The following is a 21,728-nucleotide window of genomic DNA, read 5'->3' as shown; positions in this document are numbered from 1 at the left end:
GGAAGTGCCTTTCAACAGGGTGCGACTGGGGGTGGCGGGAGGAGTTCAGGACAGCAGCGAACGCCCGATGATCTCCTTCATGATCTCGGTCGTGCCGCCGTAGATGGTCTGGATGCGTCCGTCGGTGAAGGCCTTCGCGACGCGGTACTCGGTCATGTAGCCGTAGCCGCCGTGCAGTTGGAGGCAGCGGTCGGCGACCCGCTTCTGCAGCTCCGTCGCCCACCACTTGGCCATCGAGGCGTGGACGGCGTCGAGCGTGCCGTCGGAATGGTCCTCGATGCAGCGGTCGAGGAAGGTCCGGGTGACGGCGCACTCGGTGGCCATCTCGGCGATCTCGAACCGGATGTGCTGCAGTTTGGCGAGCGGGCGCCCGAAGGCCTCGCGCTCCTTCACATAGCTCGTGGTGATCTCCAGGAGGTGCTCGGCCGCGGCGATGGCGGCGACGGCGATCCCCATGCGTTCCTGCGCGAGGTTCGTCATCAGGTGGATGAACGCGCCGTTCGGCTCACCGAGCAGATTCTCCTTCGGGACGCGGACGTCGTTGAAGAACAACTCGGCCGTGTCCTGTGCCTTCTGGCCGATCTTGTCGAGGTTGCGGCCGCGCTCGAAGCCCGCCATACCGCGCTCGACGACCAGCAGGGACAGTCCGTGGGCGCCGCCCTCGGGGGTCGTCTTCGCGACGACGACGACGAGGTCGGCGAGGATGCCGTTGGAGATGAAGGTCTTGGAGCCGTTGAGCAGCCAGTGGTCGCCCTTGTCCTCGGCTGTGGTGCGGATGCCCTGGAGGTCGGATCCCGCGCCCGGCTCGGTCATGGCGATCGCGGTGACGATCGAGCCGTCGCAGAAGCCCGGCAGCCAGCGCCGCTTCTGATCGTCGGTCGCGAGCGAGGTGAGGTACGGGCCGATGATGTCGTTGTGCAGGCCGACGGCGAGCCCGGAGGCGCCCGCGCGCGTGAACTCCTCGGCGAGGACGGCGCTGTAGCGGAAGTCGGTGGTGCCGCCGCCCCCGTACTCCTCGGGCACGGCGAGCCCGAGGAGGCCCTGGCGTCCGGCGGCGAGCCACGCCTCGCGCGAGACGATCCCGTCCTTCTCCCACTGCTCGTGGTGCGGGGTCACTTCCTTGGCGAGGAAGGTGCGCACGGTCTCGCGGAACGCCTCGTGCTCGGCGCTGAACAGGCGTCGTTCCATGCTCGCGGTCAACTGCCTTTCGTGGTGGGCTCGTTCAGTTCGGGTACACCCCAGTCCCGCGCCACGTCGGCGGTGGCGGCGCCCGGCTGGGCGGGGCCCGAGCGGACCGCGGTGGGGGTCTGCGAGAAGCGCGGGGCGGGGGCGGGCTGGGTGATGCCGCCGTGGTCGACGAAGGTGCCGCGGGCGGCGAGGTGCGGGTGGGCCGGGGCCTCGCGCAGCGAGAGGACGGGGGCGACGCAGGCGTCCGAGCCCTCGAAGACGGCGGTCCACTCGTCCCGCGTACGTTCCTTGAAGCGCGCGGTGACGGCGGCGCGCAGTTCGCCCCAGCGGGCCAGGTCCTTGCGGGCGGGGGCGCTCGCCCGCAGGCCCATCAGGTCGATGAACTCGTCGTAGAACTGCTGCTCCAGGGCGCCGACGGCCATGTGCAGGCCGTCGGCGGTCTCGTACGTGCCGTAGAAGGGGCAGCCGCCGTCGAGGAGGTTGCTGGCGCGCCGGTCCTGCCAGCCGCCGGCCGCGAGCATGCCGTGGATCATCGAGGTGAGATGGGCGGTGCCGTCGACGATGGCGGCGTCGACGACCTGCCCGGTACCGGTGGCGCGGGCGTGGTGCAGGGCCGCGAGAACGCCGACGACGAGGTAGAGGGAGCCGCCCGCGTAGTCCCCCACGAGGTTGGCGGGGACGGTCGGCGGCTCGTCGGGCTTGCCGATCATGCCGAGGGTGCCGGTCGGCGCGATGTACGCGATGTCGTGCCCGGCGCGCTGGGCAAGGGGGCCCTCCTGGCCCCAGCCGGTCATCCGGCCGTAGACCAGCTTCGGGTTGCGGTCGTGGCAGACGGCGGGTCCGACGCCGAGCCGTTCGGCGACGCCGGGCCGGTAGCCCTCGATCAGCACGTCGGCGCGGTCGACGAGGGCGAGGACGCGCTGGGCGCCGCCCTCGGCCTTCAGGTCGACGAGCACGGAGCGCTTGTTGCGGTTGGTGATGTCGTACTCGGGGTTCACGCCCAGGCCGCTGCCGCCGGGCCGGTCGACGCGGACGACGTCGGCGCCGAGGTCGGCGAGGAGCATCGCGGCGAACGGGCCCGGCCCGATGCCCGCGAGCTCGACCACGCGCACCCCGGCGAGCGGGCCCCCGTGCTGATCGCGGGTCTCCGCGCCTGCCACTGTCATCCCGCCACGCCCCCAGCCTGCCTGCGGCTCTGCCTGCATCCATCTGTGACACAACTGATGTAACACCAGCGATGCTATGAACGCGGTCCGGCCAGCACAAGCCCCTGGCGAGCAAGCGCTTAGCCAATTTATGACGGCCGCGCCCGGGCCCGTAGGCTCGGGAGCATGGAATCGATCCTGGTCAGCGCGTGTCTACGCGGGGTGCCGTGCCGGTTCGACGCTCGCGCCAAGGAGTCCGAGGAGGCGGCGGAGCTGGCCGTCGGCCGGCGGATCGTCTCGTTCTGCCCGGAGGTGGCAGGGGGTCTGGCCACGCCGCGCAGGCCCGCCGAGATCGTGGGCGGGGACGGGCACGCGGTGCTCGACGGGACGGCCCGGGTGATCGAGGACACCGGCCGCGACGTGACCGCCGCGTTCGTGGCGGGCGCCGAGCGCGCCCTCGCCGCGGCGCGTCAGCAGGGCTGCACGGAGGCGCTGTTGATGCCGCGCAGCCCGTCGTGCGGGCGGGGCGCGGTGTACGACGGCTCGTTCGGCGGGGAATGGGTGGCGGGCGACGGTGTGACGGCGGCGCTGCTGGAGCGCAACGGGATCAGGGTGCGGCCCGCGCCCGGCGTCTGAGCCCCGGCGGGCCGCGTCACCGGTCCGCGTCGAGCTCCGCCACGAGCCGCCGGGGCGCGACGGCGCGGTAGCTCTCCTCGATCCAGTCGCACAGCAGCTCCGCGTCGGGCACGCCCTTCTCCTCCAGGGGGATCCGCACCCAGCCGGCCTTCCCGAGTCCGTATCCGGCCGGCTCGGCTCCCGGGGCGGTGAGCGCGTGCGCGTGCGCCTCCTCGTCCTTGAGCTTGACCGTCATCCCCATGGGGTACGTCCCGTCGTCGACGCCCAGGAAGACGAACACCTTCTTGTCGACCTTCGCGACCGTCTCGCCCCAGGGGAACTCCTCGGTGGCGCCCGGCAGTCCGCGTGCGAACGTGCGCAGCCGGGCCCAGACGCGCACGCTCTTGCGCGTCGGCTTTCTCCGCTCGGTCACGGCGGCGCCCTCCGTTCCCCGACGGGCCCCGGGCGGGCCCCGTCACCTCGCCCACGCTAGCCTCGGCCACCGACAACGGCGCGGTACGCACGGTGAGGGGTGTCATGATCGAGCCTGGGAAGCCCGGGAAGCCTGAGACTGCGGACAGGCCGTACGACGTGGTGCTGTTCGGGGCGACGGGGTTCGTGGGGGTGCTCACGGCCGAGTACCTCGCGGCGCACGCCCCTGAAGGACTGCGCTGGGCGATCGCCGGCCGCGACGTCGGCAAGCTGGAGCGGCTGCGCGAGCGGCTCACCGGGATCGACCCGCGGTGCACGGTGCTGCCGCTGGTGCGCGCCGACGTCGCCGATCCGGCGTCCCTGCGGGAACTGGCCGGGCACGCGCGCGTGGTCGCCTCCACCGTCGGCCCGTACCTGGAGTACGGCGAGGAGCTGGTCGCCGCGTGCGCCGACGCGGGCACCGACTACGTGGACCTCACGGGTGAGCCGGAGTTCGTGGACCTCATGTACGTGCGGCACGACGCCCGCGCGCGCGAGACCGGCGCCCGCCTGGTGCACGCCTGCGGTTTCGACTCGGTGCCGCACGACCTGGGCGCCTACTTCACGGTGCGGCAGCTGCCGGAAGGCGTGCCGCTGCGGGTCGACGGGTTCGTCCGCTCCAACGCCCGGTTCTCCGGCGGTACGTTCGCGTCCGCGCTGAACCAGTTCGCGCGCGGCCGTCAGATGCTGGCCGCGCAGCAGGACCGGCGGCGCCACCAGCCGCGGCTCGTGGGCCGCACGGCGTACGCGCCGACCGGCACCCCGCGCTACGCCAAGGAGGTCGGGGCGTGGGCCGTGCCGCTGCCGACGATCGACCCGCAGGTGGTGCAGCGTTCGGCCCGGGTCCTGGAGCGCTACGGCCCCGACTTCCGCTACCGGCACTACGCGGCCGTGAAGTCGCTGCCGGTCGCGGTGGGCGGGGTCGCCGCCGCGGGCGCCCTGTTCGCTGCGGCCCAGGTGCCGCCGGCCCGGCGCTGGCTGGGCGGACGGCTGCTGCCCGGCGAGGGCCCCGACGAGGAGCGCAGGGCCAAGAGCTGGTTCTCGGTGCGGTTCGTGGGCGAGGGCGGCGGCCGCCGGGTGTTCACCGAGGTGGCCGGCGGGGATCCCGGCTACGGGGAGACCGCGAAGATGCTGGCCGAGTCGGCGATGTGCCTCGCCCAGGACGACCTGCCGCCCAGCGCCGGTCAGGTCACGACGGCGGTGGCGATGGGCGACGCGCTCATCGGCCGGCTGCGCGCCGCCGGGATCACGTTCCGGGTGGCGGCGGAGCGCTGAGCCCTCCGGCGGCCGACGCGGGGCAGGGCGCACCCGCGCTCAGTGCGCGGCGGCCGCCAGCGCGTCCCGGCACAGCCGGTCCGCGCGTCGCGTGGTCTCCGGCTGGCGGAACTCGGGGGTCAGCGCGAGCGTGTGGGCGCACGCGGTGTCCAGCGACACCCGGTGGCCGACCGAGACGTACACCGGCTTGACCCCGTCGCGGGTGCGCAGGGCGCGGCCGACCTCCTCGGGGCCGTCCAGGAGCGGGGCCGCGCTCCCTCGCTCCGCCCCCAACTCCCCCTCGGCGAACACGAAGGGGTTCTTCGCGACGCCCATCGTGGGCAGCCCGGTGAGCACGCCCAGATGACTGGCGAGGCCGAAGCGGCGCGGATGGGCGAGGCCGTACCCGTCGCAGATCACGAGCCCGGGGTCGGTGCGCAGCGCTTCGAGCGCGCCCAGCACCGCGGGGATCTCACGGAAGGCCAACAGGCCTGGCACGTAGGGGAAGGCGACGCGGCCCACGGCCGTGGCCTGCTCGATCACCGCGAACGTGACCGGGTCGAGGACGACCGCCGCGGCGGCGACGACATCGCGCCCGTCGTCGTAGGCGACGTCGATCCCGGTGACCGGGCCCGCGCCGGGCGGCGGCCCCGGCTCGTCGAGCACGACGCGGCCCCGCAAGGCGTCCTGCACCGCGCGCGCCGCCGCCTCGTCGGCCGGCCAGCCCTCCGGGATCCCCGTGATCGTCACCATGGCGCAACCCTAGACGGCAGCGCCCCTCACCTCTGTAGCATGTAATACATGCCGAACAATAGTGACCCTTACGCGATCGAGGCCGGGCTGCCTTCCGTCGACGTCTTCCGGCGGCTGCGCACGGACGCCGGGCTCTCCGACAAGGACCCGGCCGCCGTCGCGCTCGCCCTGCCCCACTCCTGGTACGGGGTGCTGCTGCGGCATCGCGGCGAGCCGGTCGGGATGGGCCGCATCATCGGGGACGGCGGCACGGCGTTCCAGATCGTCGACATCTGCGTGCACCCCGACCACCAGGGGCGGGGCCTCGGCAGGCGGATCATGGCGGCGCTCACCGACGAGCTGGAGCGCCGGGCGCCCAGTTCTGCGTACGTGTCACTGATCGCGGACGGGCCCGCGAAGTTCCTCTACGAGAAGTTCGGCTTCGTCGAGACGGCGACGTACGGTTCGGTGGGCATGTCCCGGGTGATCACGTAGCTCCCGTACTCCCTACACCCGGCTGCCTGCCGTCGTGTCGGACGACAGCCGCTGGGCCACGTACACGGGGATCACCGAGAGCAGGACGAGCACGACGGCCACGACGTTGACCACCGGGGCCTGCTGGGGTCTGGCCATGTTGGAGAAGATCCAGACGGGGAGCGTCTGCACGCCGGGGCCCGCCGTGAACGTGGTCACCACGATCTCGTCGAAGGAGAGCGCGAAGGCCAGCAGGCCGCCCGCCGCGAGCGCCGAGCGGGTCAGCGGGAAAGTGATGTCGCGGAACGTGCGGAAGGCAGGGGCGCCCAGGTCCATCGCCGCCTCCTCGTACGAGCCGGACAGCCGGTGCAGCCGCGCGGCCACGTTGTTGAAGACGACCACGACGCAGAACGTGGCGTGGCCGACGACGACCGTGAACAGGCCCAGGCCGACGCCGAGCGGTTCGAGGACCGTGCGGAAGGCCGTGTTGAGGGCGACGCCCGTGATGATGCCGGGCAGCGCGATCGGCAGGACGACGGCGAAGGAGAGCGCCTGCCGGCCGAAGAACCGGTACCGGGCCACCGCGAAGGCGATGAGCGTGCCGAGGACGAGCGCGATGGCGGTGGCGCCGAGGCCCGCCTTCACCGACGTCCACAGCGCGTCCCTGGCACCCGCGCTGCGCCAGGCGTCGTGCCACCAGCGCAGGGTGAGCCCGGCCGGCGGCCAGCCCGAACTGCGGTCACGGTTCAGTGAGTTGACGACCACCAGGAGCAGCGGGACGTAGATCACCGCGAAGCCGACGAGCGCGGCGACACGCAGCGCGACGCGGGCAGGACGCGACAGGTGCACCACGGACTCCTTTCACAGGCTGCTCAGCGCGCCCGTGCGGCGCACGGCGAGCAGGTACAGGACGATGACCACCACCGGAACCGTGCCGAGCGCGGCGGCCAGCGGCAGGTCGAGCGTGATGTTGGAGTAGACGAGATTGCCGATCAACTGCGTCTTGCCGCCGACGATCTGCACCGCGATGTAGTCGCCGAGACTGAGCGAGAACGTGAACACCGAGCCCGCCGCGACCGAGGGCAGGACCAGCGGCAGCAGCACCGTGCGAAAGGTGCGCCAGGTGCGGGCGCCCAGGTCGGCCGAGGCGTCGAGGAGGCTGTCCGGGACGCGTTCGAGGCCCGCGTGGATCGGCAGGATCATGTACGGGAGCCAGAGGTAGGTCAAGGCGAGCACGGTCGCCGTCAGGCCGTAGCCGGGTCCTTCGATGCCCAGTGGGCTCAACAGCCAGTCCAGCAGGCCCCCTTGGGCGAGCATGACGCGCCACGCGTACGCCTTGACCAGGTAGCTGGCCCAGAGCGGGGTCAGGATCGCGACGACCAGCAGCGGGCGCCATCGGGGGCGGGCGACGCGTGCGGTGTAGAAGGCGACGGGGAAGGCGAGGACGACGCAGAGCGCGGTGACGGCGAGCGCGACCGCGATGCTCCGCAGCGCGACCTGGCGGTACACGTCGGTCGTGAACAGCGTCTTGAAGTTGTCGAGCGTCCACGTGCGCACGATGTCCGACGTGAAGGGGTCCGTGGTCCACAGGCCGGAGAGGAAGAGGACCGCGAGCGAGCCCAGATAGGCGACGACCAGCCACGTCAGGGGCGCGGCGAGCAGCAGGGTCAGGCGGAGCCGGGGGCTGCGGTGCAGCACCCCTGACACCTTTCTCACCGGCCCCTCAGCCCTTGATCTCGGTCCAGGCCTGCACCCACTTCGCGTACGGCACGCACGTCACGTCGGTGCGGCCGTCCAGACACTGCGGGATCGGCGTGGTCCAGAAGTGGACCTGCTTCCAGTAGGCGGCGTCGTCGGCGTGGAAGGTGGCGCAGTGGTTCTTGTCGGCGGTCTCCTCGCACGCCTTCGCGTTCGCGGGGGCCTCACCGAAGTACTCGGCGACCTGGGCGTTCACCTTCGGCGAGACGATCCAGTCGAGCCATTTGTAGGCGCAGTCGGGGTGTTTCGCCTTCGCCGACACCATCCAGGTGTCGGACCAGCCGGTGGCGCCCTCCTTGGGCAGCACCGCCTTCACGGGGGCCTTCTCGCCCTGGGCGGTGTTCACGATGACCTGCCAGCTGGTGCCGACGACGGAGTCGCCGCTCTTGAAGGCGGAGATCTCCTTGAGGTAGTCGCTCCAGTACTCGCCGATGTCCGCGTTCTGCTTCTTCAACAGGCCGACGGCGGCGTCGAACTGCTTCTGGTCGAGGGCGTACGGGTCCTTGATGCCCAGGCCGGGCTGCGTCTTCATCAGGTACAGGGCGGCGTCGGCGATGTAGATCGGCGAGTCGTACGCGGTGACGTGTCCCTTGTACCGCGACGCGTCGTCGAAGACGGCCTTCCAGCTGTCGGGGGCCGGGGAGACCTTGTCGGTGCGGTACATGAGGAGGTTGGCGCCGCGGCCGTGCGGGATGCCGTACGCGACCTTGCCGACGGAGTTCCAGGGCTGCATCTTCAACCCCGTGAAGATGTCTCGGTAGTTGGGCACGAGACTGGTGTTGACGGGCGCCGCGTCACCGGAGGCGATCAGGCGCAGGGACGCGTCGCCGGAGGCGGAGACGGCGTCGTACTGACCGGTCTTCATCAGGTTGACCATCTCGTCGGAGGTTCCGGCGACCTTGGTGCTGACCTGACAGCCCGTCCGCTTCTCGAACGGGGTGACCCAGTCGACCTTCGGGTCGTTGGAGCCGTCCTCGGCGTAGCCGGCCCAGGCGATCAGGTTCACCGTGCCCTCGGTCTTCCCCAGGGACGTGGGAGCGGACATCTTCGGCGGGGTGAAGCCCTGGTCCCCGCTCTTGGCGCCACTGTCGGACGAGCCGCAGGCGGTGGCGAGCAGCAGCCCGCCGAGCGCGGTGGCGGCCATCAGGGTTCGGGTTGCGCGCACGTGATCTCTCCCGGTCCGTGAGGTGGATCAACTGGCGTGGTGCAGCGGGATGTTGTGGCGTCGGTGCCAGCGCAGCAGGACGCGGGTGCCGGGCAGGGCGAGGGCGTCGGCGGCGGACGTGTCGAGGTTCTGCCGTACGACGACGAAGCGCTCGCCCGCGTCGGTGTCGACGACGACCCGGGTGTGGTCGCCCAGGTACACCGCGTCGGCGACCGTGCCGTGCACCTCGCTGTGGTCGCCGCGACCGGTCCGACCCTGCTCCGCGTCGGCGGCGAGGACCCGGATCTTCTCCGGTCGGACGCCGAACGTCCCGGGTTTCCCCACGATCAGCTCGGCGGCCGGTCCCGTGACGGTGTTGGAGGTGCCGACGAACGACGCGACGAACGCGGAGGCGGGCGCCTCGTACAACTCGCCCGGTGTGCCGACCTGTTCGACGCGTCCCGCGTTCATCACGGCGACCCGGTCGCTGAGCGCCAGCGCCTCGGCCTGGTCGTGGGTGACCAGGACGAAGGTGATCCCGACGTCGCGCTGGAGCTCCTTCAGTTCGCTCTGCATCTGTTCGCGCAGCTTGAGGTCGAGCGCGCCGAGCGGTTCGTCGAGCAGCAGCACCCGGGGGCGTACCACCAACGCCCGTGCCAGCGCCACGCGTTGCCGCTGCCCGCCGGAGAGCCGGTCCGGCCGTCGGCCGCCGAATCCTTCGAGGCGTACGGACGCGAGGGCGGCGCGGGCCCGTGCCGCCCGCTCCTTGCGGGAGGCGCCGCGCACCTTGAGTCCGTAGGCGATGTTCTGCTCGACGGTCATGTGCGGGAAGAGCGCGTAGTCCTGGAAGACGGTGGTGACGTCACGCTCGAAGGGGGCGCGCCGGGTGACGTCCTCGCCCGCGAGCGAGACGGTGCCGTCCGTCGGTGTCTCGAACCCGGCGATCAGCCGCAGCACGGTCGTCTTGCCCGATCCCGACGGGCCGAGCAGGGAGAAGAACTCGCCCTCGGCGACGTCGAGTTCGACGCCGTCGACGGCATGGACATCACCGAACGACTTGCGCAGGCCGCGCAGCCGGATCGCAGGGGTGCCGTCGCCCGTCGTGCCGCCCGTGCCGATGCCCGTAGCCATACGCGTAGATCATGCACACTTCAACGAAGCCCACAAGACCGCGCGTACCCTATTGATCATGTTTGTTCTCGAATTGACGTACACCGCGCCCCTGGAGCGCGTGGACGCCCTCATGGACGCCCATCGCTCCTGGCTCGCCGAGCACTTCGCGTCCCGGACGTTCCTCGCCGCGGGGCGCAAGGAGCCGCGGGACGGCGGCATCATCCTCGCGGCCGGGGCCGACCGCGCGGCCGTCGAGCGGCTCACCGCGACCGACCCCTTCGTGACGGGCGGGGTGTGCCGCTACCACGTCACCGAGTTCATCGCCACGAAGACCGCGCCCGAACTCGCCGATTTCCGGCAGGAGTCCGTCTGAGCCCGCTCAGCGTTCGAGGCGCGCGACGCGGCCCTTCTCGCCGGCCGCCCAGCAGCCGCCGTCGCGGGTGCAGTCCACGGTGTCGTACGAGCCGGGGTCGACGGTGCGCCAGGTGCGGCCGCCGTCCGTGGTCAGGTCGGTGCCCGTCGGGCCGACGGCCAGGGCCGCGGTGCGGCTGTGCGGGAGCCAGGCGACGCCGGAGCGGTAGGCGGGCGGCGGGGTGGCGGCCGGGGTCCAGGTGCGGCCCGCGTCGCCGGTGACCGCGGCGGCCCGCGGGGACGGCTGGTCGGCGCGGTAGTCGCCGCCGACCGCGATGCCGTGCGTACGGTCGCGGAAGGCGAGGCCGAAGACGCCGCGGGCCGGATCGCCCGCCGGGAGCGGCGTTTCGGCCGCCGTCCACGTCAGACCGCGGTCGGCGCTGTGCAGCACACGGGCGCTCGCGCCGCCGCCGGTCGCCAGCCAGACGTCGCGCGGCCCGGACGCGACCAGGCACTGCCCGGACGCGGCGAAGCCCGCCTCGCCGCTCTGTGCGGGCGGCATCCCGGCGCTCGGCAGCACCGTCCAGGAGCGGCCGCCGTCACGCGTCGACAGGATGCGGTACTTGCCGTCGACCGGGTCGCTCAGCGCGAGCCCGTGGCGGGAGTCGAAGAACGTCACGCAGTCGTAGAACGCCTTCGGGTCGGTGTTGCGGAACGACTCCGCCCAGGTCGCGCCGCCGTCGTCCGTGCGGAAGATCCGGGAGGCGTCGCCCTCACCGATCGCCAGGGCGACCGCGCGCCGCCCGTCGAACGCCTCGATGTCGCGCAGTTCGAGCCCGGCCGCGCCCGCGGGCGACACATCGCTCCAGTGCGCGCCGCCGTCGCCGGTGCGCAGCACGGTGCCTCGGGATCCGGCCACCCAGGCGGTGTCCCGGTCGACGGCCGCCAGACCGCGGAACCGTACGTCGCCGCGCTGCGTGTCCTTCAGGTGCCAGGCCGGAGCGGGCGCGGCGGCCGCGACCGGCGCCGGGCCGACCGCGAAGGCCCCGATCAGTGTCGCCACCCCGAGACCCAGGGTGCGCAGTGTCCTCGTCCGCCTCGTCGTCCACGATCTCCCCATGGCGCGCGAAACTAGTCCACTCCCCCCACCGCGTCCAGAGCACCCTGATTGAAACCGGTGACAGAGGTCACTCGTTTTTCGTCCGACATCAGGTGCACGGATTCGCTCGTTCCGCCGTCTATTCAAGTGAGGCCCTCAGAGCGTCCGGCGGCCTCCGTCCAGTCGACAAGGGAGCAGGCGTTGTCCACCGTCATCGAGCAAGCCGTAGAGGCCCGTCTCGTCGCCGCCGCGCCGCGCATGGCGAGCATCCCGGCGACCCTTCGGTACGACGTGCACGACCCGTTCGCCGTGCGCATGGCGTTCCCCGCCGCGGCCACCCTCGAAGGGGTCGACGTGTGCTGGACGTTCGCCCGTGAGCTGCTCACCAGCGGTCTGACGGAGTCGGTGGGCTCCGGCGACGTGCGGGTGCGGCCCTACGGGTACGACCGCACCGTCCTGGAGTTCCACGCCGTGGAGGGCACCGCCGTGGTGCATGTCCGCACGGACGACCTGCGCCAGTTCCTGACGGGCACGACGAAGCTGGTGCCGTCCGGCGACGAGGGGCTGCACGTGGACGTGGACCGGGATCTGGCCGAGCTGCTGCGGGACGCGTGCTGATGGCTCCGGCCGGCCGACGGGCCGTGGAACCCCTGCGCCGGACGGGAATCGGCTGACATCGGTTCCCCCGCGTGTGAGGATGCCAGAACTGGCATTCGGGGGGAGGCCCAGTGCACGCAGGACGAGGCGGTCGCCGGACGCCGCCCGGAGCGACGGTCGCCGTGTGCGTCGTCGTGGTGCTCGCCGCCGCCGCACTGCTGCTGCGCCCCGCCGCGCGACTGCTCGCCCCGGGCCGGGGCCCGCTCGGCGGCACCACTCTTGTCGTGATCGCGCTCGTCGCCGCCTGGGCGGGCGCCTCCTTGTTCCTCGTCCGTCGGCTGCGGCCCCGGATCGGCGGTGACCCGCGCGCGATGTCGCCGTACGAGGAGCGGCTGCGCCAGATCGCCGTGCCGCTGCTGCTGGTCGCCCCCTTCGCCCTCGGCGTGCTGGCGCTGGTGCTGCACCGTTTCCCGCCGCGCCGCCCGGGCCCCCCGGACACGCCGGTGAAGGTCAGGCCGAGCGCGCCCGTCATGCCGTCCCTGCGCCCCCACCCCGGGTCCGAATCCGGGCATCTGCCGCTGTACCTCGGGGTCGTCGTGCTCGCCGCCCTGCTGCTCGTGGTGGCCGTCGTGCTGGTGGTGCGTTGGCTGCGCGGGCGCACTCTGACGTTGCCGCAGCTGCCCGCCCGGCCCGCCGCGGAGGAGGACACGGAGCGGGAGCTGCTGCTGTCCGCGGTCCGCGACGGGCGCCGCGCGCTGGCCGACGGCGCCGACGCGCGGGCCGCCGTGATCGCCTGCTACGCCGCGATGGAGGACGCCCTCGCCGCGTCCGGTCTGTCGCACCGCGCCTCGGACAGCCCGGCCGACCTGCTCGCGCGCGCGTCCGGCGCGGGCCTGCTGACGGGCCCGGCCGCGCCCCGCCTGACCGCGCTGTTCCGTGAGGCCCGCTACTCCTCGCACCCCATGGACGACTCCCGGCGGCTGGCCGCCGCCGACGCGCTGGAGGAGATCGCCGAGCTGCTCCGGGAGCGGCGCGGGCAGGAGGTGGCCGGGTGATCCCGCCGTCGCCGCTCCCGTCGCCGCCCGAACCGCCGGCGGGCCCCGCCGGGAGGCCGCCGTCCCGCACTCCGCTGCCGCTCTCCCGACTGGCCCTGGTCATGGGCGTGTTGGCCTGGTCCGCCGTGGTGCTGGTGCTGCTCGTCGACGGGCCGGCCGCCGCCGGGGTGACGGGCGCCGTGCTCATCTCGGGCGCGCTGCTCGTCGCGCGGTACGCCGCCGGGGCCGCCGCCCTGGACTCCGGACACCGTTCCGACGTACGGCTGTTGGGGACGCGATCGCCGGGCATGGGCGAGTGGCACCGCAACGTACGCATCTCCCTCGGCCCCGACGGCGCCCTGTGCTACCGGGCGGTGCTCAGGCCGGAGGTGCGCCGGCTCTTCGCCGCCGCGCTCGCCGAGCACCATCACGTCTCGCTCGACCGGCAGCCCGGCCGCGCGGCCGAGTTGATCGGGGCGGAGCTGTGGGCGTGGCTCGGCCCCGAGCCGCCCATGACGGGCCCCGACGGGGCGATCCCGGTCGATGTCCTCGCCCGGCTCGTCGACCGCCTGGAAGCGCTGAACAGCCCCCGAGCCCGTTCGAGTCCCGCTCGTACAGTCAAGGAAGAAACGTCGTGACGAGTCCGTCAGAGTCAGAGATACCCGCCCCGCTCGCCCCGCTGTCCGCGCAGGAGGTCGGCGAGCGGGCCGGCGCCGTGCTGCGCGAGGTCGGCCGCGCCGTCGTCGGCAAGCCCGACGCCCTAGAACTGGTCATGCTCGGCGTCCTGGCCCGCGGGCACGTCCTGGTCGAGGACCTGCCGGGGCTCGGCAAGACGCTGCTCGCCCGGTCCTTCGCGACGGCGCTCGGGCTCGACTTCCACCGCATCCAGTTCACGCCCGACCTGCTGCCCTCGGACGTCACCGGCGCGTCCTTGTACGACCAGCGCGGCGGCGAGATGGTCTTCCACCCCGGGCCCGTCTTCACGCATCTGCTGCTGGCCGACGAGATCAACCGGACGCCGCCCAAGACGCAGGCCGCGCTGCTTGAGGCGATGGCCGAGTCGCAGGTGACCGTGGACGGGGCGACGCGTCCGCTGCCCGATCCGTTCCTGGTGATCGCGACCGCCAACCCGGTGGAGTACGAGGGCACGTACTCCCTGCCGGAGGCCCAGCTGGACCGCTTCCAACTGCGCGTCAGGATGGGCTACTTGGCGCCGCAGGAGGAGCGAGCGATGCTGCGTGCCCGGGTCGGCAGGGCCACCCCCGAGCCGGTGGTCGACACGCTCGCGCGGCCCGCCGAGGTCGTGGCCTGGCGGGACGCGGTGGAGCGCGTCGAGATCGACGACGACCTCCTGGAGTACGCCGTCGCGCTGGTGACCGCCACCCGGGACCATCCGCAGATCAGCATCGGCGCCTCCCCGCGCGGCGGTCTCGCCCTGGTCCAGCTCGCCCGTGCGCGGGCCGTGCTGGAGGGGCGCGACTTCGTGATCCCGGAGGACATGAAGTACCTCGCGGTGCCCGCCCTCGCCCACCGCGTCTCGCTGCGCCCGGAGTTGTGGGTGCGCGAGGTGTCCACCGACGCGGTGGTGCGCGAGATCGTCGATGCCGTACCGACCCCGTCGACCCGGCGCACGGAGCCGGTCCGCTCATGACCGTGCGGCCGACCCCGAAGGACGACGCCGCCCCGGCGCCGGGCGCCGCGGTCGTGCGCGCCCTCGAAGGCCGCACCACGCCGGTCCAGGCGTCGACCCCGCCGCCGGCCGGACCGCGGCCGGGCGAGCGGACGCTGCGGCTGCTCACGGTCGCCGTGGTGGCGCTCGCGGCGGCGCTGCTCACCGGCAGAGCGTGGCTGCTCGCGCTCGCCGCGGGGCCGCTGGTGCTCCTGGCGCTGGCGCTGCCGCGCCGGTATCCGCGGCGCGTGGCGACGTCGCTGAGTGTCGAGCCCCGGCGCTGCTTCGAGGGCGACACGATCACCGTGCGCGTCGATGTGGCGCACGACGGCGACGAGGTCCGGCTCGATCCGGGGGTCACGCTCGGCCCCGGGGTCCGGCTCGACGCGGTCGTCACCGGACCGTCCTCGGTGACGCTGCGGCTCACTGCGACGGAGTGGGGCCGCTGGTCGATCGGGCCCGTCGATCTCGACGTGTACGACGCCGGGGGCACCGTCCGCCGCAGCGTGCGGGTCGAGGCGGCCGAGGTCGCGGTGTTCCCGTACGCGGGGCGGTCCCGGTTCACGCCGATTCCGGCGCGGCTGCCGCAGCGGCTCGGCGAGCACACGGCCGCGCAGTACGGGGAGGGCGTCGAGGTGGTCGGCGTACGGCAGTGGGAGCCGGGCGAGCGGCAGCGGCGCATCCACTGGCCGTCGACGCTGCGCCGCGGCGAGGTGCAACTGCACCGGTTCGCCGCCGAACGGGCCGCGGACACGGTGATGCTGATCGACGCGTTCGGCGACGTGATCGACCCGGCGACCGGTGTCTCCTCGCTGGACGAGACGGTCCGCGCGGCCACCGGGCTCGCCCGCGCCTATCTGCGCACGCACGACCGCGTCGGGGTCGTCTCGGTGGGCGGCGCCACGCGCTGGCTGCAGCCGCAGGCCGGGAACGCCGCGTTCTACCGGATCGTCGAGAGCGTGCTCGACGTGCGCAAGGACCGCCGCTTCGACGGCTCGGGGCTCCAGCGGGTGCCGGTGCCGGCGCTGCCGGAGGGGGCGCTGGTGTACGTGTTCACGCCGCTCAGCGACGGCCGGGTGCTGAAGGTGCTGCGCGATCTTCAGGCGCGGGCCAGGCGGCCGGTCGTCGTGGAGATCCCGAGCGGTGACCCGGAGGTCGAACCGGGTGACGTGGCGGGCGAGTTGGGGCTGCGGCTGTGGCACGCGGACCGGGACGCGATGCGGTTCGCGCTGCGCGACAGCGGGGTCCCGGTGCTGCGGCACACCGCCGGTGAGCCCCTCGACCTGGCGCTCGCGCCGCTGCTGACCGGCCGGGTGGGAGGGCGCCCGCGATGACCGGTCCCGGACGACGGATCCCCTGGCGGGCGTACGCCGTGCACGCCGCCCGCACCCTGCCGGTGCGGGTGCTCGCCGTGGCGCTGCTGGTGGCGGCGTACCGGCCGTGGGCGGGCGGGCACGACAGCACCGGCCTCTTCCTGTTCTGCGGCGCCCTGGTCGTCGGGGTGTGGGCGGCGCCCGGACTCGATGTGCGTCCGACGCTGCACTCGATCCGCTGGGCGTATCTGATCGCGCGGCACCGCACGAGCGCGCTGGCGTGCGGCGCGGTGCTGATCGCGGCGCTCGGTGACCCGCCGGTCTGGCAGGCGGCGTGCACGGCGGTGCTGCTGGTCGGCTATCTCGCGGCGAGCGACGCCTGGTCGACGGGGCTCACCGCGGCCCGTCCCGCTCGGCGGACCTGGGGCGAGGCCCTGGCGGCAGCCGCGGCGTCGGCCGCGGTGCTGGGCGCCGCCGCGCTCGACACCCCGGAATCCGGCGCGGGCCGCCCCCTGGCGGCGCTGGTCCTCGCGGCGGGCGGGACGCTCCTGGTCCTGACGGTCCGCGGCCGCAGCCGCAGCCCTCGGCCGCCGACCGGGGCGCCCTAGCTGACGTCGGGCCGGGTCATCAGTGGCGACCGGGCGTGCAGCAGCAACTCGGGGCCGGTCAGCGGCACGATGTTCCAGGTCGCGGTCGCGGTGCCGGTGCCCGCGTCGACCCGCGGCAGAACACGCTGAGCAGACATCCGGGCACCGTACTCAACGACGGGCCCGCGCCTCACCGATGTCCGCGACGCCCGGATCCCCGAGGTCCTAGCCGCCCCCGCCCCCGTCCGAGGCCCTGGCCGCCTCCGCCTTCCTCACCTCCGCTTCGAGGGCCTTGCGGAGCTGCGGCACGTACGGGCCCGCATGCTCCGCGAGGGCGCTGAGCCGTTCGGCGTGCCGACGGCGTTCGCGCCAGGAGAGCAGGCCCCGGAAGTGTCCGGCGGCGGCGAGCACGACCAGCGCCGCCTGGTCGGGGTGGACGGCTTCCGGGGCCGCGGGACCGGTCAGGGCGACCCGTGCCTCGGCCCGCAGGACCTGTACGTAGCCGGCGCGGGCGAGGACGTAGCGGGTGGCGGGGAACAGGCCGAGGACGCGGCGCCGTTCGGCCCGCAGATATCCCTGCGCGGCCAGTTCGCGGCGCACGGTGTCGCGCGTGCCGCGGGCGCGGTGGGTGATCAGGCCGCGCCATGTGCGGGGTCTGGACTCCCCGATGAGTTCCAGGAGTTCGTCGAGGACGGGATCGTCGGCGCGGGCGTCGAGCACCGGCGTGACGGTCCCGTCGGTCTCCTGCACGAGAGCGCGCGCGGCGAGCTCGGCCAGGGCGCCGGCGCGGACGGCGAGCACCACGTCGGGCGCGCCGGTCACCCGCCCCTTGCCGGGGTCGTGCGCGAGCAGGAACAGGCGGGCGGGCAGCGGAAGGGAGCCATGGGGCACGGGCGCCACGTTAATGCGTTGACACCGTTCCGGCCGCGTCCCTACCGTGGTCGACGGTTCTGTTGCCGCCGATCGGAGAAGGACATTGGTCTACTGAGGTCCTGAGACACCGTGCATGTCTCGCAGCCGCGCGCCCCTGATTCGCCCCTCTGTGGCGAGGCCGCGCCGTTTTCGCTGCGCCCATGTGTCCGTGTGAGACCTCGGCAGACGAGCCGTCCTCCCCGCCGGAACAGGCCCTTTTTTGTTGCCCGTGGCCCGCGGTGTCTCGAACGCGTTGCACCCCGTCACCGTTCGCACTCCGCAACCGCGAGGCCCTCATGTCACATCCTCAGAGTTTCTCCGGCTCCGCCACCACGTCCGTCGCCGTCACCGGTCTCGACTTCGCCTGGCCCGACGGCACGGAGGTCTTCGACGGCCTCCAGGCCACCTTCGGTCCCGGTCGCACCGGCCTCATCGGCATCAACGGGTCAGGGAAATCGACCCTGTTGAAGCTGATCGCGGGCGAGCTGACCCCGGCCGACGGCACGGTCCGGGTCTTCGGCGAAGTCGGCCACCTGCCGCAGAACGTCACCCTCGACACCGCCCTGCGCGTCGACGACGCCCTCGGTATCGCCGACGTCCGGGCCGCGCTGCACGCCATCGAGGCGGGCGACGTGCGCGAGGAGCACTTCAGCACGGTCGGCGACGACTGGGACGTGGAGGAGCGGGCGACCGCCCTGCTCGCCCAACTCGGCCTGGACCGCATCGATTTGGACCGGACCGTCGGGGAGGTGTCGGGCGGCGAGTCGGTGCTGCTGCGCCTCGCGGCGCTGCTGCTGCGCCGCCCCGACGTCCTCCTCCTCGACGAACCCACCAACAATCTCGACGTGTACGCACGGCAGCGGCTGTACGCGGCCGTGGAGGGCTGGTCCGGCGCGCTGATCGTCGTCAGCCACGACCGTGAACTCCTCGACCGGGTCGACCAGATCGCCGATCTGCGCGGCGGGGAGGTCACCTGGTTCGGCGGGAACTTCTCCGCGTACGAGGAGGCCCTCGCCGTCGAGCAGGAGGCGGCGGAGCGGATGGTCCGCGTCGCCGAGGCCGATTGGAGGAAGCAGAAGCGTGAACTGACCGAGGCCCAGGTGACGTTGGCGCGGCGCAGGCGCTACGGGCAGAAGATGTGGGACTCCAAGCGCGAGCCCAAGATCGTGATGGGTGCGCGCAAGCGGGCGGCGCAGGTGTCGGCCGGCAAGCACCGCATCCTGCACGAGGAGAAGCTCGCCGAGGCGAAGGAGCGGCTCGACGAGGCGGTGGAGGCGGTGCGCGACGACGACGAGATCCGTGTCGATCTGCCGTACACGGCCGTGCCGCCGGGCCGCGAGGTCCTCACCCTCACCGGTCTGCGACTCGCGTACGGCGGGCAGCTGGTCAAGGAGCTGGATCTGCGCGGCCCCGAGCGGATCGCGCTCGTCGGCCGCAACGGCGCGGGCAAGACGACGCTGCTGCGCACCATCGCCGGTGAGCTCGCGCCGGTCGCGGGCGAGGCGTTCGTGCACGTACCGCTGCGCTTCCTGCCGCAGCGGCTCGACGTCCTGGACGACACGTCCACGGTCGTCGAGAACGTGGCACGGTTCGCGCCGGACGCCACCAACAACCGGATCCGGGCCCGCCTTGCCCGCTTCCTGTTCAAAGGGGCCAGGGCCGACCGGCTCGCGGGGACCCTGTCGGGCGGCGAGCGGTTCCGCGCGGCGCTGGCCGCGCTGATGCTCGCCGAGCCCGCGCCGCAGCTGCTGATGCTGGACGAGCCGACGAACAACCTCGACATGGCCAGCGTCCGGCAGCTGACGTCGGCCCTTGAGTCGTACGAGGGGGCGCTGATCGTGGCCAGCCACGACATGCCGTTCCTGGAGTCGATCGGGGTGACCCGGTGGATCGAGCTGGGGGCCGGCGACTGACGTCTTCCCCGGGTACGACGGGGCCGCGGTCGGGAGCCGCCGGTCCAACCGGCCGCGGCGGACGGTCCGTTCACGGCGGAGCGTCCGCGGCGGGCCGCCAAGGGCACGGGCGGGCCGGGTGAGGAGGAGGTGACAGCCGCGTAACGGGGGATTCCGCCGGACCCACGGGGCTGTGCATGATGTGCCCGCCGTCACCCCTCATGCGCGGCGCCCCGTCCTGCCATGACCCGTGGAGTTCATCCGTGCCCAGCAAGAAGGCCCTCGTCCGCCGCCCCGGACCGCGTCTCGCCGACGGACTCGTCACCCATGTCGAGCGCACCCCCGTCGACACCGGGAAGGCCGTCGAGCAGTGGCAGGGGTACGTCGACGCGCTGGAGGAGCACGGCTGGGAGACCTTGGTGGTCGAGCCCGCCGACGACTGCCCGGACGCGGTGTTCGTGGAGGACGCGGTGGTCGTCTTCCGGAACGTGGCGCTGATCGCCCGGCCCGGCGCCGCGTCGCGCCGCGAGGAGATCTCGGGCGTCGAGCAGGCCGTGGCGCGGCTCGGCTGCTCCGTCAACTGGGTGTGGGAACCCGGCACCCTCGACGGCGGCGACGTACTGAAAGTGGGCGACACGCTCTACGTGGGCCGGGGCGGGCGCACGAACGCGGCGGGGGTGCAGCAGCTGCGGGCGGTCTTCGAGCCGCTCGGCGCCCGGGTCGTCGCCGTTCCGGTGAGCCGGGTGCTGCACCTGAAGTCGGCGGTGACGGCGCTGCCCGACGGCACGGTGATCGGCCATGAGCCGCTGGTGGACCACGCCTCGCTCTTCCCGCGGTTTCTGCCCGTGCCGGAGGAGTCGGGCGCACACGTCGTGCTGCTGGGCGGTAACCGGCTGCTCATGGCGGCGAGCGCGCCGAAGTCGGCGGAGCTGCTCGCGGACCTCGGCCATGACCCCGTTCTGGTGGACATTTCCGAGTTCGAGAAGCTCGAAGGCTGTGTGACGTGCCTCTCAGTCCGCCTTCGGGACCTCTACGCGTAACCACAGCTCTTTATGGAGCGCTTAACCTACGGCAACGTAACCTACGACACCGTAGGTAGAACCGCTCGTACCGCTCGCTGTACCTCCGTCCCCCAGGAGCCCCCCGTGACCGTCATCTCCCCCCGCCTCGGCTCGTCGACCTCATGGACCGACGCCCGCCTTCTGTACGCGCTGGAAGAAGTCGTCGAGAAGGAGCTCAACCGGCACCTGCAGGTCGCCAAGGACTGGATGCCGCACGAGTACGTGCCCTGGTCCGACGCCCGTAACTTCCCGGGCTTCTTCGAGGACGGCGAGGCCTGGGCGAAGGACCAGTCGAAGGTCACCGACGTCGGCCGCACCGCGCTGATCGTCAACCTGCTGACCGAGGACAACCTCCCCAGTTACCACCACGAGATCGCGACGCTCTTCGGCCGCAACGGCGCGTGGGGCACCTGGGTGCACCGCTGGACCGCCGAGGAGGGCCGGCACGGCATCGTGATGCGCGACTACCTGCTCGCGTCGCGCGCCGTCGACCCGGACCAGCTGGAAGCCTTCCGCATGTCGCACATGAGCGAGGGCTACGAGTCGGACAACAACCACTCGATGCTGCACTCGATCGCGTACGTCGCCTTCCAGGAGCTGGCGACCCGGATCTCGCACCGCAACACAGGTCACCAGTCCGGTGACCCGGTCTGCGACCGGATGCTGGCGCGCATCGCCACGGACGAGAACCTGCACATGGTCTTCTACCGGAACCTGCTGAAGTCCGCGTTCGAGCTCACGCCCGACCTGACGATGCAGGCCGTGCGCGACGTCGTCGTCAACTTCCGGATGCCGGGGCACGGCATTCCCGGCTTCGAGCGGGCCGCCGCGCAGATGGCGATCGGCGAGGTCTACAACCTGCGCATCCACCACGACGACGTGATCCAGCCCGTGCTGCGCTTCCTGAAGGTCATGGAGATCGACGGTCTCGGCCCCGAGGGCGCGAAGGCCCAGGAGGAGCTGGGGCTGTTCATGGGCGGCCTCGACTCCGAGGCCTCGAAGTTCGACGAGAAGCTGGCGGCCCGCAAGGCGCGGATGGCGGCGAGGGCCGCCGGCGTGTAGCGGGCTCGGGGCCGTGTCGATACGCGGCTCCGCCGCGTGCGCGTCCGGCCACGTACCCGCCGCAGTCGCGTCCGCTCATCGACCGAGCGGACGCGACTGCGGCGTTTCGCGGGTTCCCCGCGCCCCTCAGCTTGTTCCTTAACCTCCGGCCCGGCCATATCGTCACTCTTTGGAGTGATCGCAGGGTATGAAGTGGCCTTCCTCGTGATCCTGAACTCTGCGACGAGATACCGGAGTTCACCAGGAAGGCCGTGCGG

The 21,728-nt window shown here is 72.7% G+C and carries 24 protein-coding genes; 13 read left to right on the top strand and 11 right to left on the bottom strand.

Going from position 1 to position 21,728, the window contains the following annotated elements; all coding sequences use genetic code 11:
• Positions 1-45: 45 nt before the first annotated feature.
• Positions 46-1,188, bottom strand: a complete 1,143-nt coding sequence (locus J3486_RS00120) for an acyl-CoA dehydrogenase family protein (protein WP_207817830.1) — start codon at positions 1,186-1,188, stop codon at positions 46-48.
• An 8-nt stretch (positions 1,189-1,196) separates the two neighbouring features.
• On the bottom strand, positions 1,197-2,354 hold the full coding sequence (locus J3486_RS00115; protein WP_207817829.1) for a CaiB/BaiF CoA-transferase family protein: 1,158 nt from the start codon (positions 2,352-2,354) through the stop codon (positions 1,197-1,199).
• A 165-nt stretch (positions 2,355-2,519) separates the two neighbouring features.
• On the opposite strand from J3486_RS00115, the gene J3486_RS00110 reads away from it, so the two are divergent.
• Positions 2,520-2,969, top strand: a complete 450-nt coding sequence (locus J3486_RS00110) for a DUF523 domain-containing protein (RefSeq protein WP_207817828.1) — start codon at positions 2,520-2,522, stop codon at positions 2,967-2,969.
• A gap of 16 nt (positions 2,970-2,985) precedes the next feature.
• Here the strand turns inward: J3486_RS00110 and J3486_RS00105 are convergent, their stop codons facing one another.
• On the bottom strand, positions 2,986-3,381 hold the full coding sequence (locus J3486_RS00105; protein ID WP_307804636.1) for an MmcQ/YjbR family DNA-binding protein: 396 nt from the start codon (positions 3,379-3,381) through the stop codon (positions 2,986-2,988).
• 104 nt (positions 3,382-3,485) lie between these two features.
• On the opposite strand from J3486_RS00105, the gene J3486_RS00100 reads away from it, so the two are divergent.
• Positions 3,486-4,694, top strand: a complete 1,209-nt coding sequence (locus tag J3486_RS00100) for a trans-acting enoyl reductase family protein (protein WP_207817827.1) — start codon at positions 3,486-3,488, stop codon at positions 4,692-4,694.
• Between the two features lie 39 nt (positions 4,695-4,733).
• Here the strand turns inward: J3486_RS00100 and J3486_RS00095 are convergent, their stop codons facing one another.
• A complete protein-coding gene (locus tag J3486_RS00095) occupies positions 4,734-5,426 on the bottom strand; it encodes an endonuclease V (RefSeq protein ID WP_207817826.1) in 693 nt (230 codons plus the stop codon).
• 48 nt (positions 5,427-5,474) lie between these two features.
• Here J3486_RS00095 and J3486_RS00090 point away from each other — a divergent pair, with 48 nt between their 5' ends.
• On the top strand, positions 5,475-5,900 hold the full coding sequence (locus tag J3486_RS00090; RefSeq protein ID WP_207817825.1) for a GNAT family N-acetyltransferase: 426 nt from the start codon (positions 5,475-5,477) through the stop codon (positions 5,898-5,900).
• Positions 5,901-5,912: 12 nt separating this feature from the next.
• On the opposite strand, the gene J3486_RS00085 is transcribed toward J3486_RS00090, so the two are convergent.
• The 4 genes from J3486_RS00085 to J3486_RS00070 are packed head-to-tail and all read right to left on the bottom strand — an operon-like array spanning position 5,913 to position 9,912.
• On the bottom strand, positions 5,913-6,728 hold the full coding sequence (locus J3486_RS00085; RefSeq protein WP_207817824.1) for an ABC transporter permease: 816 nt from the start codon (positions 6,726-6,728) through the stop codon (positions 5,913-5,915).
• A gap of 12 nt (positions 6,729-6,740) precedes the next feature.
• A complete protein-coding gene (locus J3486_RS00080) occupies positions 6,741-7,586 on the bottom strand; it encodes an ABC transporter permease (RefSeq protein ID WP_374194681.1) in 846 nt (281 codons plus the stop codon).
• A 16-nt stretch (positions 7,587-7,602) separates the two neighbouring features.
• Positions 7,603-8,802, bottom strand: a complete 1,200-nt coding sequence (locus J3486_RS00075) for an ABC transporter substrate-binding protein (RefSeq protein ID WP_374194669.1) — start codon at positions 8,800-8,802, stop codon at positions 7,603-7,605.
• A 27-nt stretch (positions 8,803-8,829) separates the two neighbouring features.
• Positions 8,830-9,912 carry an ABC transporter ATP-binding protein gene (locus J3486_RS00070; protein ID WP_207817822.1) on the bottom strand — a complete coding sequence of 361 codons (1,083 nt, stop codon included), beginning with the start codon at positions 9,910-9,912 and terminating at the stop codon, positions 8,830-8,832.
• A 58-nt stretch (positions 9,913-9,970) separates the two neighbouring features.
• On the opposite strand from J3486_RS00070, the gene J3486_RS00065 reads away from it, so the two are divergent.
• Complete coding sequence (locus J3486_RS00065) at positions 9,971-10,267, top strand: YciI family protein (RefSeq protein WP_207817821.1); 297 nt, start codon at positions 9,971-9,973, stop codon at positions 10,265-10,267.
• Positions 10,268-10,273: 6 nt separating this feature from the next.
• Here J3486_RS00065 and J3486_RS00060 read toward each other — a convergent pair whose 3' ends face one another.
• A complete protein-coding gene (locus tag J3486_RS00060) occupies positions 10,274-11,365 on the bottom strand; it encodes an oxidoreductase (protein ID WP_207817820.1) in 1,092 nt (363 codons plus the stop codon).
• A gap of 180 nt (positions 11,366-11,545) precedes the next feature.
• Here J3486_RS00060 and J3486_RS00055 point away from each other — a divergent pair, with 180 nt between their 5' ends.
• The 6 genes from J3486_RS00055 (at position 11,546) to J3486_RS00030 (ending at position 16,565) form a co-directional block, all read left to right on the top strand.
• Positions 11,546-11,962, top strand: a complete 417-nt coding sequence (locus J3486_RS00055) for an SsgA family sporulation/cell division regulator (RefSeq protein ID WP_207817819.1) — start codon at positions 11,546-11,548, stop codon at positions 11,960-11,962.
• A 110-nt stretch (positions 11,963-12,072) separates the two neighbouring features.
• Positions 12,073-12,996 (top strand): DUF4129 domain-containing protein, encoded by a 924-nt coding sequence (locus J3486_RS44860; protein ID WP_207817818.1) that lies wholly within the window; start codon positions 12,073-12,075, stop codon positions 12,994-12,996.
• Positions 12,993-13,613, top strand: a complete 621-nt coding sequence (locus J3486_RS00045) for a hypothetical protein (protein WP_207817817.1) — start codon at positions 12,993-12,995, stop codon at positions 13,611-13,613. The genes J3486_RS44860 and J3486_RS00045 overlap by 4 nt, the downstream gene beginning before the upstream one ends.
• Entirely contained in the window at positions 13,610-14,626 is a 1,017-nt protein-coding gene (locus J3486_RS00040; protein WP_307804633.1) for a MoxR family ATPase, read from the top strand. The genes J3486_RS00045 and J3486_RS00040 overlap by 4 nt, the downstream gene beginning before the upstream one ends.
• The gene (locus tag J3486_RS00035) at positions 14,623-15,978 is read left to right on the top strand and encodes a DUF58 domain-containing protein (protein WP_207817816.1); all 1,356 of its coding nucleotides are present in this window, start codon (positions 14,623-14,625) and stop codon (positions 15,976-15,978) included. Before J3486_RS00040 ends, J3486_RS00035 begins: the two co-directional genes overlap by 4 nt.
• Positions 15,975-16,565, top strand: a complete 591-nt coding sequence (locus J3486_RS00030; protein WP_207817815.1) for a hypothetical protein — start codon at positions 15,975-15,977, stop codon at positions 16,563-16,565. Before J3486_RS00035 ends, J3486_RS00030 begins: the two co-directional genes overlap by 4 nt.
• Here the strand turns inward: J3486_RS00030 and J3486_RS00025 are convergent.
• Both J3486_RS00025 and J3486_RS00020 read right to left on the bottom strand, forming a co-directional pair.
• Positions 16,562-16,702, bottom strand: a complete 141-nt coding sequence (locus tag J3486_RS00025; RefSeq protein WP_207818985.1) for a hypothetical protein — start codon at positions 16,700-16,702, stop codon at positions 16,562-16,564. The two genes, J3486_RS00030 and J3486_RS00025, sit on opposite strands and share 4 nt — an antisense overlap.
• A 67-nt stretch (positions 16,703-16,769) precedes the next feature.
• Positions 16,770-17,435, bottom strand: coding sequence for a GPP34 family phosphoprotein (locus J3486_RS00020; RefSeq protein WP_207817814.1), 666 nt, complete (start codon positions 17,433-17,435; stop codon positions 16,770-16,772).
• Between the two features lie 317 nt (positions 17,436-17,752).
• Between J3486_RS00020 and J3486_RS00015 the strand changes: the two genes are divergently transcribed.
• The 3 genes from J3486_RS00015 (at position 17,753) to J3486_RS00005 (ending at position 21,471) form a co-directional block, all read left to right on the top strand.
• A complete protein-coding gene (locus tag J3486_RS00015) occupies positions 17,753-19,369 on the top strand; it encodes an ABC-F family ATP-binding cassette domain-containing protein (protein WP_207817813.1) in 1,617 nt (538 codons plus the stop codon).
• A gap of 242 nt (positions 19,370-19,611) precedes the next feature.
• Positions 19,612-20,388, top strand: coding sequence for a dimethylargininase (gene ddaH / locus J3486_RS00010; protein ID WP_207817812.1), 777 nt, complete (start codon positions 19,612-19,614; stop codon positions 20,386-20,388).
• Between the two features lie 105 nt (positions 20,389-20,493).
• The gene (locus J3486_RS00005; protein ID WP_207817811.1) at positions 20,494-21,471 is read left to right on the top strand and encodes an acyl-ACP desaturase; all 978 of its coding nucleotides are present in this window, start codon (positions 20,494-20,496) and stop codon (positions 21,469-21,471) included.
• Positions 21,472-21,728: the final 257 nt, after the last annotated feature.

The organism is Streptomyces sp. VRA16 Mangrove soil (genome assembly GCF_017377775.1).
Taxonomy (GTDB): domain Bacteria; phylum Actinomycetota; class Actinomycetes; order Streptomycetales; family Streptomycetaceae; genus Streptomyces.
Note: the sequence above shows the minus strand (reverse complement) of the source record. Positions and strands in the feature narration are given on the sequence as shown.

What these genes read in the sequence shown, in the direction of transcription:
- J3486_RS00120 (WP_207817830.1), bottom strand. Translation starts at nt 1,188, where the DNA reads ATGGAACGACGCCTGTTCAGCGCCGAGCACGAGGCGTTCCGCGAGACC.
- J3486_RS00115 (WP_207817829.1), bottom strand. Translation starts at nt 2,354, where the DNA reads ATGACAGTGGCAGGCGCGGAGACCCGCGATCAGCACGGGGGCCCGCTC.
- J3486_RS00110 (WP_207817828.1), top strand. Translation starts at nt 2,520, where the DNA reads ATGGAATCGATCCTGGTCAGCGCGTGTCTACGCGGGGTGCCGTGCCGG.
- J3486_RS00100 (WP_207817827.1), top strand. Translation starts at nt 3,486, where the DNA reads ATGATCGAGCCTGGGAAGCCCGGGAAGCCTGAGACTGCGGACAGGCCG.
- J3486_RS00095 (WP_207817826.1), bottom strand. Translation starts at nt 5,426, where the DNA reads ATGGTGACGATCACGGGGATCCCGGAGGGCTGGCCGGCCGACGAGGCG.
- J3486_RS00090 (WP_207817825.1), top strand. Translation starts at nt 5,475, where the DNA reads ATGCCGAACAATAGTGACCCTTACGCGATCGAGGCCGGGCTGCCTTCC.
- J3486_RS00070 (WP_207817822.1), bottom strand. Translation starts at nt 9,912, where the DNA reads ATGGCTACGGGCATCGGCACGGGCGGCACGACGGGCGACGGCACCCCT.
- J3486_RS00065 (WP_207817821.1), top strand. Translation starts at nt 9,971, where the DNA reads ATGTTTGTTCTCGAATTGACGTACACCGCGCCCCTGGAGCGCGTGGAC.
- J3486_RS00060 (WP_207817820.1), bottom strand. Translation starts at nt 11,365, where the DNA reads ATGGGGAGATCGTGGACGACGAGGCGGACGAGGACACTGCGCACCCTG.
- J3486_RS00035 (WP_207817816.1), top strand. Translation starts at nt 14,623, where the DNA reads ATGACCGTGCGGCCGACCCCGAAGGACGACGCCGCCCCGGCGCCGGGC.
- J3486_RS00030 (WP_207817815.1), top strand. Translation starts at nt 15,975, where the DNA reads ATGACCGGTCCCGGACGACGGATCCCCTGGCGGGCGTACGCCGTGCAC.
- J3486_RS00025 (WP_207818985.1), bottom strand. Translation starts at nt 16,702, where the DNA reads ATGTCTGCTCAGCGTGTTCTGCCGCGGGTCGACGCGGGCACCGGCACC.
- J3486_RS00015 (WP_207817813.1), top strand. Translation starts at nt 17,753, where the DNA reads ATGTCACATCCTCAGAGTTTCTCCGGCTCCGCCACCACGTCCGTCGCC.